Annotated in this window: 12 protein-coding genes and 1 pseudogene; 8 read left to right on the top strand and 5 right to left on the bottom strand. The window is 72.5% G+C overall.

Annotated elements, in window-relative coordinates; translation table 11 throughout:
- Nucleotides 1–61: 61 nt before the first annotated feature.
- Nucleotides 62–2,098, bottom strand: a complete 2,037-nt coding sequence (locus J2744_RS06315) for a type II secretion system F family protein (RefSeq protein ID WP_209545804.1) — start codon at nucleotides 2,096–2,098, stop codon at nucleotides 62–64.
- Nucleotides 2,095–4,530, bottom strand: coding sequence for an ATPase, T2SS/T4P/T4SS family (locus J2744_RS06310; protein WP_209545802.1), 2,436 nt, complete (start codon nucleotides 4,528–4,530; stop codon nucleotides 2,095–2,097). The genes J2744_RS06315 and J2744_RS06310 overlap by 4 nt, the downstream gene beginning before the upstream one ends.
- Before the next feature lie 290 nt (nucleotides 4,531–4,820).
- Between J2744_RS06310 and J2744_RS06305 the strand changes: the two genes are divergently transcribed.
- The 8 genes from J2744_RS06305 to J2744_RS06270 all read left to right on the top strand — a co-directional run bounded on the left by J2744_RS06305 (nucleotide 4,821) and on the right by J2744_RS06270 (nucleotide 13,373).
- Nucleotides 4,821–6,026, top strand: coding sequence for an ATP-binding protein (locus J2744_RS06305; protein ID WP_209545800.1), 1,206 nt, complete (start codon nucleotides 4,821–4,823; stop codon nucleotides 6,024–6,026).
- A gap of 97 nt (nucleotides 6,027–6,123) precedes the next feature.
- Nucleotides 6,124–7,110 carry a bile acid:sodium symporter family protein gene (locus tag J2744_RS06300; RefSeq protein WP_209545798.1) on the top strand — a complete coding sequence of 329 codons (987 nt, stop codon included), beginning with the start codon at nucleotides 6,124–6,126 and terminating at the stop codon, nucleotides 7,108–7,110.
- Nucleotides 7,111–7,162: 52 nt separating this feature from the next.
- Nucleotides 7,163–8,215: a zinc-dependent alcohol dehydrogenase family protein gene (locus J2744_RS06295; RefSeq protein WP_209545796.1), complete on the top strand. Its 1,053-nt coding sequence runs from the start codon at nucleotides 7,163–7,165 to the stop codon at nucleotides 8,213–8,215.
- A gap of 748 nt (nucleotides 8,216–8,963) precedes the next feature.
- The gene (locus J2744_RS06290) at nucleotides 8,964–9,137 is read left to right on the top strand and encodes a hypothetical protein (RefSeq protein WP_209545794.1); all 174 of its coding nucleotides are present in this window, start codon (nucleotides 8,964–8,966) and stop codon (nucleotides 9,135–9,137) included.
- A 139-nt stretch (nucleotides 9,138–9,276) separates the two neighbouring features.
- The gene (locus J2744_RS06285; RefSeq protein WP_209545792.1) at nucleotides 9,277–10,311 is read left to right on the top strand and encodes a hypothetical protein; all 1,035 of its coding nucleotides are present in this window, start codon (nucleotides 9,277–9,279) and stop codon (nucleotides 10,309–10,311) included.
- A gap of 141 nt (nucleotides 10,312–10,452) precedes the next feature.
- The gene (locus J2744_RS06280) at nucleotides 10,453–11,397 is read left to right on the top strand and encodes an ABC transporter substrate-binding protein (RefSeq protein ID WP_209545791.1); all 945 of its coding nucleotides are present in this window, start codon (nucleotides 10,453–10,455) and stop codon (nucleotides 11,395–11,397) included.
- 72 nt (nucleotides 11,398–11,469) lie between these two features.
- Complete coding sequence (locus J2744_RS06275) at nucleotides 11,470–12,534, top strand: ABC transporter ATP-binding protein (protein WP_209545790.1); 1,065 nt, start codon at nucleotides 11,470–11,472, stop codon at nucleotides 12,532–12,534.
- Nucleotides 12,531–13,373, top strand: a complete 843-nt coding sequence (locus tag J2744_RS06270) for an ABC transporter permease (RefSeq protein ID WP_209545789.1) — start codon at nucleotides 12,531–12,533, stop codon at nucleotides 13,371–13,373. Before J2744_RS06275 ends, J2744_RS06270 begins: the two co-directional genes overlap by 4 nt.
- Nucleotides 13,374–13,386: 13 nt before the next feature.
- Here J2744_RS06270 and J2744_RS06265 read toward each other — a convergent pair whose 3' ends face one another.
- The 3 genes and pseudogenes from J2744_RS06265 to J2744_RS06255 form a co-directional block, all read right to left on the bottom strand.
- Nucleotides 13,387–13,854, bottom strand: a complete 468-nt coding sequence (locus J2744_RS06265; protein WP_209545788.1) for an HVO_A0114 family putative DNA-binding protein — start codon at nucleotides 13,852–13,854, stop codon at nucleotides 13,387–13,389.
- Nucleotides 13,835–14,142, bottom strand: a pseudogene (locus tag J2744_RS06260) (toxin-antitoxin system TumE family protein). The gene J2744_RS06265 and the pseudogene J2744_RS06260 overlap by 20 nt, the downstream one beginning before the upstream one ends.
- A gap of 134 nt (nucleotides 14,143–14,276) precedes the next feature.
- Nucleotides 14,277–14,726, bottom strand: coding sequence for an acyl-CoA thioesterase (locus J2744_RS06255; protein WP_209545787.1), 450 nt, complete (start codon nucleotides 14,724–14,726; stop codon nucleotides 14,277–14,279).
- Nucleotides 14,727–14,766 lie beyond the last annotated feature (40 nt).

Here is a 14,766-nt window from a genome sequence, read left to right as displayed (position 1 = left end):
AAGCGGTCGCGGTGGAAAAGGCTCGTGTCGGCGCGGCGTCCACACCGGCATCAATCCGCCTTCACACCAGCCCGCCCACGGTAAAGACCACGTAACAGCACGCCACCAGCGCGCCCGAGTGAAGCAGCGCGGCGTACCGCCCGCGCGCCGCGGTGCCGGCGAACCAGCCGGACGCGAGCACGGTCGCCTGCGTGACGACGTACAGCCGGAAGCGCTCCAGCTCGGGGTACACCCCTTCCGGCTCCGTCACCGCCTCCGACGCGGCCGCGATCTCGGCCAGCCGCGCGGCGTCGACCACCTGCGTGTTCACGACCGCGACGACGCCGGCGACGAGGACCGCCGCGGCCCAGCCGACGGCGATGTACGGCTGCATCGCCGAGCGGAGCGCGCGCTGCTCGCTGTACAGCCGCCCGACCTCGATGCGGAGCGTCTCGAAGACGGCGTCGGCGTCGCCGCCGGCGTTCAGCGCCCCCGTGACGAGTCCGAGCGTCCCGGCGGCGAGGGGGGTCCCCACGCGGTCGACGAACCGCTCGATGGCGGCGCCGCGGACGTCGACCGCGGTCGACCCGTCCGCAACCGCCCCTCCGACCGAATCCGACACCTCCCCGGTCACGCCCTCGGTCGCGGTCGTCGACCGCAGCGCGAACGCGAGATCCGTCACGTCGTCGTCGAGGACGCCGAGGTCGACGTCGCGCGCGACGGCGTCGACCGCCGCCGCGAGCGGGCGCCCCTGCGCGACGTGGCCCGAAACGGCGTGGACGAAGTCGGCCAGCTCCCGGTCCTTCGCGTCGTCGATCCGGGTGCGCCGCGCGGCGACGAGTCCGACCGGCACCGCGAACGCGGCGTAGCCGAGGAGGGCGACGTTGACGAGCGTGTAGCCCGCGACCGCGAGCCAGGCCGCGAGCGCGACCGCCGGTCCCGCGGCGACGACCCCCGTGCTCGCGGGGTTGCGCCCGGCGGTCGCGAGGACCGCCCGCGGACTCGTCGGGACCTCGTAGCTCGCCCGCTGGCTCGGCGGCCGGAGCGTGCCGACCGCGACCGCGGCCGCCAGCCCGAACGCGACGAGGAACGCGACCGCCCCGTAGAGGACGACCGCCCGGGTCGGCACCACGCCGACCGGGGTGGAGACGGGCGGGAGCAGCTCGGGGATCACGACCGACAGCGCGGTCGCGCCGATGACGAGCAGCGCCGGCAACACCAGCACGGCGACGAACAGCTCCGTGAGCAGTTCGAGGAACCGCCGGGCGCGCTTCCGGGCGCGGTCCTGCCGGTGCGAGAGCATCCGGCGCTCGGTCGCGAGGAACGCCGAGAGCGCCTCGTCGCCGGTCGCGGCGTGCTTCCGGAACTTGAGGAGGAACGGCGCGAGCAGCTCCCGCGAGGGCGTGTCGCGCGCGACCCGCCGCAGCCCCTCGTCGAGGCTCCCGGCGAGTTTGGCGGCGTTGAGCGCCTTCCGCAGCGAGGTGGCGGTGCCGCCGTACGCGTCGCCGTCGGCCGCCTTCCGGAGCATCGCCCGCGGCTCGTCGCTCCCCGAGGAGAGCAGTTCGAGGTACCGCACCGCCCCGGGGAGGGTGCGCTCGATGTCGGTCCGCCGCGTGGCGACCACCCACCGGAGGTGAAGCCCGGCGGCCGCCACGGTCGCGCGCTTCGCGAGGAGCGCGACCGCGATCGCGACGAGCAGCGCGGCCCGGTCCGTCCGGAGCGGGCCCACGGAGTCGGGCGTCGGCGCGGGCGTCGCCGTCGGTCCCGACGAGAGCAGCGCCGCGCCGAACCGGGCCTCGACCGCGGCCGCGACCGCGGGGGCCGCGCCGGCCGCGACGACCAGCGCCGGGAAGAAGACCGCGACCGCGACGACCCACGAGAGACCGTACGCCCGCGCGAGGTACGTCTCGAAGCCGGTGTCGAGCGCGGTCCCGCGGTACCGCTTCCGGTCGGCGTCGTGCCGCCGGTCGCTCGCGTGCCGCGCGAACAGCGCGTAGCAGACGCGGTCGACGACCGCCAGCCGGCCGCCCGTCGCGAGCGCGCCGGTCGCGTCCGTCTCGTCCGCGGCCGTCTCGTCGGTGCCCGCCTCGACCGCTCCGCTCGCGCGGCGCCGGCTCACGGCCCCCTCCGTTCGGGGGAGTCGCTCCCCTCGTCCGGCGCGTCCCGCCCCCCGTTCCCGTCGCCGTCGCGGTCCATCGTCCGGGCGGCGCGCTCGACGGTCGCGGCCTCGTCGGTGCGCAGGTCGGCGAGGAACTCGAAGAGCGCGTCCGGGTCGTCGACGCCGTCGCGCACGAGATACTCCACGTACCGCCGCTTCGAGGCGAACTCGGCGGCGACGGTCTCCCGGTCGCGGTCGGTCCGGCTCGCAATTCGGTCGAAGACGCGGAACCGCGGACCGGTGTCGGTGCCGTCGCCCGGAGCGTCACTCGATCCGGCCGCGCCGGCCGCCGCGACCCCTTCGTCACCGTCGCCGCCCGGCGCGCCGGGGAACCGGAACGCCCCGTCGCCGTCGCGCCAGGCGACCGTGTTGTACCGGACGGACTCGGCGCCGGTCTCGACGACGCCGGCGCCGCCCCGCTTCGGGTCGCCGGTCGGGCTTCGCTTCGCCTCCGGACCGAGTCCCTCGTACGCGGTCTCGGAGAGCGGTTCGATCGCCCGGGAGACGTAGCGCTCGCCGTCGACCCGGCGCGGGAAGACGACGAGGTCGACCTCGCGGAGCAGGCGCGCGGGCAGGTCGCGCTCGCGCAGGCGGTTGACGAGGGCTTCGACGTCCTCCGCGTGCGTCGTCCCGATCACCCCGTGGCCGGTGTTCAGGCTCTCCGCGAAGGTCTCGAAGCTCTCGTGGGTGTTGATCTCGGCGATGACCTCCACGTCCGGATTCAGGTAGTTCGCCTCGGTCATCAGCTCCGCCATCCCCACCGACTTGTACGCGTCCTCGTGGTCGCGGGTGGTGAGCGAGACGCCCGTCTCGTGCGGAAGCCGGACCTCTCGGGACCCCTCGTCGACGGAGACCGGGCGGGCGTCGAAGGGGATGAAGGGCGTGTGGGCGTTGAGCAGCGTCGTCTTCCCCACGCCGGTCGGGCCGGCGAAGAGGACGACCCCGCGGTGCTCGTACAGCAGCCACAGTAGCGTCACCAGGTCGACCGACAGCGTGCCGCGCTCGATCAGGTCGACCGGGGTGAGCGCGTCCGCGCGCTGCTTCCGGATCGAGACGTGCGGGCCGCCCTCGGAGATGACCGGCAGCGCCACCGCACACCGGATCGTCTGTGGCACCCCGTCGAGTTCGAGGTTCACCTTCGCGGAGGGCGTCGAGGCGTTGAGTTCGGTGCCGTCGCGGGCGGCGATCCCCGTGACGACGTTGACGAACGTCGGCTCGTCGTCGAACGCGAGGTTCGTCGGCACGCGCTCGCCGGCCTCGGGGGCGTCGCCCTCGCCGTCGGAAGCGCCGGTCTCGCCCGTCTCGCCGCCCGTCCCCGAGAGGACCGACGCGCGCGGGACGACCTTCACGCGCTCGCCGACGCGGTTCGCCTCCACGTCCTCGAGGTGCGGGTCGCGGATCGGCACCGTCAGAATCCCCTCGCCGACGAAGTCGCGAAGCACGTAGTACGCGAGGTCGTCGAGGCGGTCGCGGGCGTACCGCGAGTCGACCGGCGGCGCGGCCAGCCCCCGGTCCGCGAGCGCGGCCTTCGCCCGGTGGGCCGCGGCGTCGAGCCACGCGCGGGTGTTGCGCGCGGTGAGCCGCCGCGAGAGGAACCGGCGGGCGCGGGCGGCGACGAACGACTCGCGGTCCTCGATCACGTCGCTCACGGTCGTCTCCCAGATCCGCGATTTACACTCCTCGATGAGCGCCTCGTCGCCCGGCAACAGGTCCGGCTCCAACACGGCGTACTTCGTCTCGAACGCGTCCGACCCGAGCAGCCGCTCGCGGTAGACGACCACCTCGATAGCGAGTCCGGCGAACTCCACCGCGTACTGCGCGAGCCGCTCGGCGGCCACCCGCTCGACGTAGTCGGCGTCGGCGTCGATCCCGGTCTCCAGCGGCGCGAACGTCTCGGTGTGGACCACCAGCTCGCGGTCGTCGCCCACGTCCGCGACCGCGATCCGGTCGTCGAGCGCGACCGGCGTTAGCTCGCCGAGCAGCCGGAACTCCCGCAGCGCGTGGTAATCTATCCGGCGGCGCGCGGCTGCGCTCGCGTCGACCAGCCGCTCTATCGCTCCCGCGTACTTCGCCTCGAACCCCTTCTCGGCGCGCTCGACGACGCCGACCCGCGTGAGCGGGCGGCGGTGGCGCACCGCGGAGAAGCGCTCGCGGACGCGGTCGAGCGCGCGCTCGTCGTCGGCCGACAGCGGCGGCTCGCGGACGTCGTAGCCGAACCGCCCGCCGTCGCGCTCGCGGACCGTCGCCACCACGCCGGGCGCGGCCTCGTACTGCGCCCGGACGTCCGGCGCGTACCACGCCTCGGGGTCGTCCGGCGGCACCGGCGCGGGGACCGCGCCGCCCGGGTCGTCGTCCGACTCGTCGACGATCCGGAGGGTCGCTCCGTCGCTCACGGCTCGGCGCTCCGTCCCGATCGGTCCGTCGCGGCACCGCCCTCTCGTCTCCGCGTCATCGTTCGATCGGCGGGTGGCCGACCGGTCGATTTAAGCGTTATTTTCTCCCACTCGAGGATAATTTCAAAGATGGAAAACGTATCCGCGGGCCCGCGACCCGTCGAACGCGGTTCGCGGCGTCTCCCGGCGTTCTCGTCGCCGATCCCGCGTCCCGGCTTGTCGCCCCCGATTCTTCGAGTTGATACCGCGTCGCAAACGGTTAACTTCCAGCGACGGAGACCGGGAGATCAATGCGGACCACACGGCTCCGAAACGCCGCGGAACTCGGGCTGCTCGCGGCCGTGGGTCTCGTCCCGCTCGCGTATCACCTGGTCTCGCTGTCGGCGATGACCGACCCCGTCGCGATCGTGAGCGGCGCGGTGGTCCCCATCGCCTGTAGCGCGCTCGTCGTCGCCGCGACGGTCCCCGTCGCTCGCTCGCCGATCTCGCCGGCGTACACCCTCCGCGTCACCGGATGGAGCGCGCTGGGAGCGCTGACGCTCGGCGCGGTCGCGCTGCTTTTCGTCACCTACGAGATGAGCCAAGGCCCGCCGCCGGAGGGACCGGTCGTCGTCATCGCCGGCGCGGCGTCGATCGGGTCGGTGTTCGGACTCGCGTTCGGGCTGACCGACGCGCGCCAGCAGCGCGCGCAGGACCAGGTCGAGCGGGCGAACGCCCAGCTCACGGTGTTGAACCGCGTGCTCCGTCACAACATCCGGAACGCAATGACGGTCGTCAGCGGGCGAGTCGAACTCCTCGCCGAGCGCGTCGACGACGGCGAGGAGAGCGCCGCCGTCGTGGAAGAGAACGTCGACCGGCTGCTGTCGGTCAGCGAGCACGCCCGCCACATCGGCGCGGTGATCGGCTCCGAGGGTCCCGACGGTCCCGGCGACGTGGAGGCGGAGATGGACCTCGTCGAGGTCGTCGACGGCGCGATAGAGCGGCTCGGGACCGAACATCCCGACGCCGAGTTCGACGCTCCCGCCGCGGAGACGTGCCGGGTCCGGGCGCACCCCCTCACCGAAGCCGTCGCCTCGGAGGTGATCGAGAACGCGGTGGTCCACGGCGGCGACGACGCGCCGCGGGTCTCGGTGTCGATCTGCCGGGTGGACGACGGCGTCGCGCTCCGCGTCGCCGACGACGGGCCGGGGATCCCGGCGGAGACCGTCGAGACGATCCGGCGCGGCTACGAGACCTCGATGCGTCACACCGACGGGCTGGGCCTGTGGCTCGTTCAGTGGGTCGTCGACCGCTCCGAGGCCGACCTCTCCTTCGAGTCGAGTGGCGAGGGGCAGGTCGTTCGGATCCTATTCGAGCGCGTTGAGGAGACGGCGGGGGTCCCCGCGAGTGACGACCTCGTCGCCCCCGACGACGACACGCCGCCGACAGCCGACGACGACACGCCGACGCCGACAGCCGACGACGACACGCCGCCGACAGCCGACGGCGACGACTGACCGCGACGGCGATCCGGCAAGTGCGGACGATACCGCGGGACGGAGAACATTGCCCGAACTGTAGTCCCTTTCAGTCGGTCGCGAGAACGCCGACGGGATGACCGCACTGGACCGGCTCGAACGGGTTGGTGAGTTCACGAGCAAGTACTTCGTCCTCTGGGTCCTCGTCGCCTCCGCGGCCGCGCTGTACTCGCCGTCGGCGTTCACGCCGATCGGCGACTACATCACGCCGCTGCTCGGGGTGATCATGCTCGGGATGGGGCTGACGCTCACGCCCGAGGACTTCAGACGCATCGTCGAGCGCCCGCGAGACGTGGCGATCGGCGCTGCGGCGCAGTGGCTCGTCATGCCGACGCTGGCGTACGCGCTCGTCGTCGTCCTCGGACTTCCGTGGGAGGTCGGGATCGGGCTGATCCTCGTCGGCGCGGCGCCGGGCGGGACCGCCTCGAACGTGATGACCTACCTCGGACGCGGCGACGTGGCGCTGTCGGTGACGATCACGACGGTGACGACGATCGCCGCCCCGCTCGTGATGCCGGCGTGGATCGTCGCGCTCGCCGGCGAACAGATCTCGGTCACCTTCGCGCAGCTGTCGGAGACGATCATCTGGGTCGTGCTCGTCCCGGTCGTGGCGGGACTCGCGCTCCGGCTCCTCCTCGACCGCTACGCGCCGACCGCGGCGAAGGTCGGTCTCTCCGTGTTCCCCGCGATCAGCGTGATCGCCATCGTCGCCATCGTGGCCGCGGTCGTCGGTCTCAACGTCGAGAACATCCTCACCGCGGGCGGGCTGGTCGCCGTCGCCGTCGTCCTCCACAACGGGCTCGGTCTCGGCGCGGGCTACGGAGTCGGGAAGCTGACCGGGATGGCGGAGGACCGCGCCCGGGCGTGCGCGTTCGAGGTCGGTCTCCAGAACAGCGGGTTGGCCGTCGCGCTCGCGACCGCCTTCTTCGATCCCATCGCGGCGCTGATCCCGGCGCTGTTCAGCGTCTGGCACAACGTGAGCGGCCCGGCGCTGGCGACGCTTTTCACCCGGATCGACGGCGAGCCGATCTCCGAGTACGACCCCTCGGTCGGCGCGGACTGAGTCTTCACGCCCGACCCGCGGCCTTTTGTGACGCGCGCCGGTAGCGGATCCCATGCGCGCAGCCGTTTTCAACGGACCCGGCGAGATCGGCGTCGAAGAGCGACCCCGCCCCGAGATCGAGTCTCCGACCGACGCGATCGTCCGCGTGACCCACACCGCGATCTGCGGCTCCGACCTCTGGTTCTACCGCGGGGACAGCGACCGCGACGCGGGATCCCCGGTCGGCCACGAGCCGATGGGGATCGTCGAAGAGGTGGGCGACGACGTGACCTCCGTCGACCCCGGCGACCGCGTGCTCGCCCCGTTCGCAATCTCCTGTGGGGAGTGCGAGTTCTGCCGGAAGGGACTCCACACCTCCTGTGAGCACGGCGACTCGTGGGGCGGCGACAACGGCGGCGGCCAGGGCGAGTACGTCCGGTCGACCCACGCCGACGGCACGCTCGTCCGCGTCCCCGACCGCCACGCGGACGACGAGGAGACGCTCCGCTCGCTGCTCCCCCTGACCGACGTGCTGGGCACCGGCCACCACGCGGCCGTCAGCGCGGGCGTCGAGGCGGGGTCGACCGTGGCCGTCATCGGCGACGGCGCGGTCGGACTCTGCGGCGTCCTCGCGGCCCGCCGGATCGGCGCCGAGCGGATCATCGCGGTCGGCCACCACGAGGACCGGCTCGAACTCGCCGCGGAGTTCGGCGCCACGGAGACCGTCTCCGAGCGTGGCGAGGCCGTCGTCGAGCGAATTCGAGAACTCACCTACGGCGGCCCGAACCACGTGATGGAGTGCGTCGGCGCCGCGAGCGCGATGAACACCGCCATCGACGTCGTCCGCCCCGGCGGCACGATCGGGTACGTCGGGGTCCCCTACGGCGTCGAAGACGAGGGACTCGACGTGTTCGGGATGTTCGGTCAAAACGTGACGCTCGCGGGCGGCGTCGCCCCGGTCCGCGCGTACGCCGAGGAGCTGATGGCCGACGTGCTTCAGGGGACGCTCGACCCCGCACCGATCTTCACCGAGACGGTCGGTCTCGACGGGGTCGCGGAGGGGTACCGGATGATGGACGAGCGCGAGGCGATCAAGGTGCTGGTGAAGCCGCACGGCGACGCCTGACCGGCCGCGAAAGCCGTCTTCCGCGCTGACTCTACTGAACCAATTTTTAAATGCTGGCGCGTGCCTCCGAGTGGCCGCCGAAGGCGGCCGCGAGTAGTGAGAGACCGAAGGTCTCTCTGACAGCCGGCGGCGAAGCCGCCGGCGACAGCACGCGCGAGGGAGTCGCGGGGGGCGCCCGCGCCCCCCCCCCGGCGGGGGGGGGGGGTGGGGGGGGTGGGGGGGGGGGGGGGGGGGGCCTGCGGCCCCGCGGGGGGCGGGTGGCGGGTGGCACTTGGGGCCCCTGGGGCCGCGGGGGGGGGGGGCGGGGGACCCCCGGGGGGGGGGGGGGGGGGGCGCCGCGGGCCCCCGCGACGAGGCTGGGGTGGTGTGAGGTGCGGTTGCGGTGCTGTGCGGGACTCAAAGGGGCAGCCGGGAGGGCGGCGCACACTCGCTGTGCTCCTCACTCGTTCGCTCCGCTCACTCGTTCCGGTGCTTCCGTCGCCTGCGCCGCCCTCCCGGCTGGGGCTTTGGCGGTGTTCGCCACGGAGTCACAGATCCCGTATCGCCGAGCGGCTGGGGCTTTGGCGGTAGTCGCCGTCGATCTGCTGACACCGATTTATACCCGAGCGGCCGCGGAGTCAGCGGACATCGCAGGACCGGACGCCGTTGAGACGTACTCTGACGGACCGAATACAGAACCTCTCAAACGTTCGATTTCGACGGTATCGGCGTAACCTTTAGTACGCCAAAGTCCTTGTCGCCTGTTGTCATGTGCCATCATTACGACGAGGCGCGCACGTGGACGGAGATTCAGGCGCGTCACCGGGCCGACGAGGCGGACGAACGCGACGAACTTCTCGATGTCGACGCGGTCGACGAGCCGGCGGGCGAGACGGAGGAAGCCGAACCCCCGGCCGAACCGCGCGCCCCGGCCGACGACTGACGCGGTCGGGCGCGACCCCGCCTCGAACCCCGACTTTCTATCGCGCGCCGCTCCACGACCGAGAGCGACGGCGCGGTCTCGCGGTCTTCGCTGCCGTCCGACCCACAGCTTTACGGTCGCTTTTCGGTTATCCTCGCCCGTGTCTCCCTCCATCCGCACCCTTGCGATCCTCGCGCTCCTCGTCGTCGGTCTCGGTCTCAGCTTCGCCTTCCACGCCACGGTCGACGGGACCGAGATCACCTACGAGGCGACGGCCGTCGAACCCGGCGACGACCCGGCGCTGGTCGCGAGCGCGTCGCGTAACGTCTCCGACCTCGACGAGCACCTCTCGGGCACCGAAGACCAGTACCGGGGGCCGGTCCGGACCGCCGCCGCGACCGGGTCGTTCGAGGGGTCGCTCTCCCCCGAGTTGGACATCGCGCTCGACGGCGTCGACTCCCCGTACGTCGCGTACGACGGGACCTACTACGAGTGGTCGCTGTCGACGCGCGGCGACACGACGAACGCGACGATCGAGATGGGCGAGACCGACCCCGAGACGGTGTTCGACGCGGTTGCGCGCCCGGCGGCTGCGGCGTCGCCCGGCGTGCGGACGGCCATCGACGAGGGGACCGTGACCGACTCGACCGTCCGGCCGGGGCTGTACGAACGGGACGGTGCGTACTACGCCGTCGCGCTCGAAAACGAGGCCGCCGTCCTCGTCCAGATCGCGGGCGCCGCCCTCGGCTTCGCCCTCACGCCGGTCGGGCGGGGGTACGTCGCGGTCGCGCTCGGTCTCCTCGCGTACCGCTACCGCGAGCCGACGCGCGACCGCCTCCTGACCGCGCGCCGGGCCGCCGCGGTCGCCGCGTTCGCGCTCCCGGTCGCGCTCGTCGGCACCGCGCTGTTCGAGAGCGGGTCGCCCTCCCGGTTCGTCACCGGTCCCGCGAGCGCGGCCGTCGTCGCGTCCGGCGTCGTCGCCGGCGTGCTCGCCGCCCAACGACGGTGGCTCGCGCTCGCCGGCGTGACGGTCGGTATCGGACTGCTCGCCACGGCGGCGATCGCGGGCGCGCTCGGGGTCGTCGGGCTGATATTCGGGCCGCTCGCGGTGGCCTTCGGCGTGGTCACCGGTCTCGTGCCGTTCGGCTACGGCTACTGGTTCGCGCCGAGCGCGCCGGGGGAGTCGCCCGCGTAGCGCCGCCCCTCGTCGCCGCGCCGGACGCCGTCGCCACGCCTGACCCCGTCGCCGCGCCGGCCCCCGCCGGACGCCGCCGTCACGCCTGACCCCGCCGCGCGGGACCCCTCACTTTAGTCGGCCGAGCGCCTTGGTCCGCCCATGCGCGTCGCCTCCCTGCTGCCCTCCGCCACGGAAACGCTGTTCGCGCTCGGCGTCGAGCCGGTCGGCGTGTCGCACAGCTGCGACCACCCGCCGGCCGCCCGCGAGCGACCGACGCTGACGAGCACGGTCGTCGACCACGCGGACCGCTCGGCCGCCGACATCGACGAGCAGATGCGCGAGGTCGACGGCGCCGTCTACGAACTCGACGAGGAGCGACTCGCGGCCCTCGAACCCGACCTACTCGTCACGCAGGCGACCTGCGACGTCTGCGCGGTCGACGCGAGCGAGGTCCGCGCGGCCGCCGCGCGCCTCGACCCCGAACCGGACGTGCTCGCCTGCGACCCGCACTCCTTCGCTGACGCCCTCGACGACGTGGTGCGGATCGGCGAGGCGGTCGGGGAAGCCGCGGCCGCGAGCGCCCTCCGCGCCGACTGCCGCGAGCGCGTCGACGCGGTCCGCGAGCGTGCCGAGCGCGCGGTCGCCGCCGAGGGCCGCCCCCGAACCGCGGTCCTCGACTGGACGGACCCGCCGATCCGGGCGGGCCACTGGGTGCGCGACATGGTCGAACTCGCGGGCGGCGACCCCTCCTTCCAGCCCGAGGGTCCCTCCGAGCCGGTCGCGTGGGACGACGTCCGCGCGGCCGACCCCGAGGTGCTCGTCGTCGCGCCCTGCGGGTTCGACCGCGAGCGCGCCCGCGACGCGGTCGCCGACCTCGCCGCCCGCCCCGGCTTCGACGAGCTGCGCGCGGTCGCCGACGACCGCGCCTACGCGGTCGACGGCAACGGCCTGTTCAACCGCCCGAGCCACCGGCTCGTCGACTCGCTGGAGGCGCTGTTCGCGTGTCTCCACCCCGACCGCGCCGCGACACCGCCCGCCGAGCACGACCGGATCGCCCGCGCCGACCGCGCGGCGACGCCGTCGGTCCGCGCCGACGGCGGGTAACGCGTCGCCGGGCGCCGTCCGCCGTCGCCGGCGAGCGCGGATATATCCCCCGTCGGCGCGTACCGGGAGGCGATGGCACGGAGCGCGACGAGCGCGCGCGGTGGTCCCCGCGAGCGCGACGACACGGACGCGGCACGCGACGAGTCGACACCGGAGCGATCCCCTCCCCCGGCCCTCGCGGTCGAGGGACTCACGAAGCGGTTCGGCGACGGCGACGACGCGGTGACCGCGGTCGACGACGTGAGCCTCACCGTCGAGCGCGGGTCGGTCGTCGGCCTCCTCGGGCCGAACGGCGCGGGCAAGACGACGCTGATCAAGTGCGCGCTGGGGATCGTGATCCCCGACGCGGGGTCGGTGCGGGTGTTCGGCACCGACGTGCGCGACGGCCGGCGGGCGGCGTACGCCGACGTGGACGCGATGCTTGAGGGCGCGCGAAACGACTACTGGCGGCTCACCGTCCGGGAGAACCTCCGCTACTTCGCGACGATAAGCGGGGTCGACCCCGACTCGGTGGCGGCGCGGCACGACCGCCTGCTCGATCGGCTCGATCTGGCCGACAAGGCGGACACGCCGGTTCGAGACCTCTCTCGCGGCATGAAACAGAAGGTGTCGCTGGCGAGCGTGCTTGCGGGCGGCGCCGAGCTGGTCTTCCTCGACGAGCCGACGCTGGGACTCGACGTCGAGAGCGCGCGGACGCTCCGGGCGGAGCTGCGCCGGCTCGCGGCCGAGGAGGGGCTCACCATCGTCGTCAGCAGCCACGACATGACGACGATCGAGGCGGTGTGCGACCGGGTCGTGATGCTGTCGAACGGGCGGGTCGTCGCGGACGACACCGTCGAGGCGCTGCTCGGCGGGACCGACCGCGACGTCGTCCGCGTGGCGAGTCCGGACCTCGATCGGGAGACGGTCGCGGGTCTCCGCGAGGCGTTCGAGGTCGTCGACGTCGACCGCGACGCGCACCCGCCCGCGGTGACGGTCGTCGCGGGCGGCGACCGGATCTACGACCTGACCGACGCGCTCCGCGCGGCCGGGGTCACCGTCTCGGACATCCGGACGGTTCAGCCCGACCTCGAAGACGTGTTCCTCGACCGCACCGGAACCGTGCCGAGCGCCGCGGCCGGGGGTGAGTCCTCGTGAGCGCTGACGCGTCGGCTGGGGACGCGTCGACCGGAGACGGGGCGGCGATCGACGACGCCCCCCGCCCGGCCACCTACTATCACCTGGCGCGGGCCGTGCTCTACCGGGAGTTCCTGATATTCGTGCGCTACCCGGCCAACGCGATCGGGGGGATCGTGGTGTCGTTGTTCTTCTTCGCCGCGCTGTTCCTCGGCGGCCAGCTGCTCGCGGGGCAGGCGCTGACGGACTCGATCGAGGGAATCGTCGTCGGCTACTTCCTGTGGACGCTGTCGGTCGGCGCGTACTCGTCGGTGTCGAACGACATCGGCAGCGAAGTACAGTGGGGGACCCTCGAACGCCACATCACCACCCCGTTCGGCTTCGCGCCGGTCGCGCTGCTGAAGGGGGTCGCGAAGGTGGTTCGGACGTTCCTCACGAGCGCGGTGATCCTCGCGGTCATGCTCCTCGCGACCGGGACGCGGCTGAACCTCGCGCCGCTCACGGTGGTCGCCGTCGCGGGACTCTCGATCACGTCCGTCCTCGGGCTCGGGTTCGCCGCCGGCGGGGTGACGGTGCTGTACAAGCGGATCGGCAGCTGGCTCAACCTGCTACAGTTCGGCTTCGTCGCGCTGATCTCGGCGCCCGTCTTCGACCTGCCGTGGACGCGCGTCCTCCCCTTAGCGCACGGCAGCGCCATGCTTCAGCGCGCGATGGTCGACGGGATCCGACTGTGGGAGTTCCCGCCCGCCGACCTGGCGCTCCTCGTCGCGGTCGCGCTCGGCTACCTGGTCGGCGGCTACCTCGTCTTCCAGTTGGCGACCCGGCGGGCACGGCGGCTCGGCGTGCTCGGGGATTACTGATCTCGGACGGCCGTCACGCCGATGCGGCCGGTTCCGACTCATCGCCGCGGGGCAGCCCGAACTCGACTTCGATCCGAACCGTCTCGTAGGGCACGGACGGCCGCTTCGCGCGGCCGTCCGCCTCGAAGTGGACGATGTCGTAGTCGGCCAGCAGCGACAGGTCGTCGTGGACGGTGTGGACGTCGCGGCCGAGGCGGTCCGCCAGCGCGCGGATGCTCTCCGGCGGCCGCTCCATCACGGCTTCTAAGAGTTCCATTCGGCGGTCTGTGAGCAGCTGGCGAAGTCCCGTTCGGTCCTCGAAGTTGACCACGTGCGGGACCGCCTCGCCGTCCTCCCAGCGCTCGGCGCGCTCGACCGCTGTCGCCTGTGCCTGTTCCGCCGGCAGCGACGTGATTCGAAGCGTCGACGGGTACTCGGCGTCGTTTGGGTCCGGGGTAAATTCGCCGTGGGCGGTGTCGGTGTCAGTTGGTTCGTCGGTCATGGATGTCGTTCACCTCGGCTTGGAAGTCGGTGATCAGGTCGGCGAGACCGGTGAAATCCAGTTTCGTGACTTCTCCCGCGTGCGTGTGTCGATGGTGTCGTCCGACGTCTCGGTGGTGCGGCGCGTTGTCGTACCGGAGGGGCGTGTCGCCGTCAGCGTCCATGTACTGGAAGCTGTACTTCACCCCTCCGGGTAGTCCTCGCTTTCCGGGACCTGCCACGCGACCATCTCGTACCGACTTCCGTCCGGTTTCTCGGACTCTTCCCGGTACACGACCGTGGCGGGCATCTGTCTCGTCTGTTGTGGTGCGAACTCAACAGTGTTACCGTTTTTCGTTGTGATCTGACCGCAACGCCGATCACAGACACCGCTCTCGCCGCAGGGTTGTAGTCAAGATTTCCCGGCGGCGTTCGCCGCGCTTTCTATCGGTCCTCCTCCGGCTCCGCCGCGAGCGCCTCGTCGCGGAGTTCGCGGCAGCGGTCGCCCGTGATCGCCAGCTCCGGGACGGGCGTGGGGGTCCCCTCCGCGTCGACGGCGACGAACACGAAGTACGACTCCGTGGTGAGTTCGCGCTCGCCCGTGCGCGGCGACTCGCGGTACGCGCGGATCCGCGTGCGGAGGCTCGTCCGCCCGACCGCGTACACGTACGACTCGATGACGCAGGTGTCTCCCTGCGGCACCGGGCGCTTGAAGTCGAGCCCGTTGATCTTGGCCGTAACGCAGGTCTCGCCGGCGGCGCGCATCGCCGACATCGCGCCGATCTCGTCCATCCACTTGACGACGTTTCCCCCGTGGGCCGACGCGTAGTTGTTCGTGTGGGTGGGCTGGACGCGCTGGCGGTTCTCGATGTACGTGTCGCTGACGCTGGGCATACTCGCCGGTGGCGCGGCCGCGGGAAAAACATCGGTCCTC

Source organism: Halorubrum trapanicum, from assembly GCF_017873555.1.
Taxonomy (GTDB): Archaea; Halobacteriota; Halobacteria; order Halobacteriales; family Haloferacaceae; genus Halorubrum; species Halorubrum trapanicum.
Note: the sequence above shows the minus strand (reverse complement) of the source record. Positions and strands in the feature narration are given on the sequence as shown.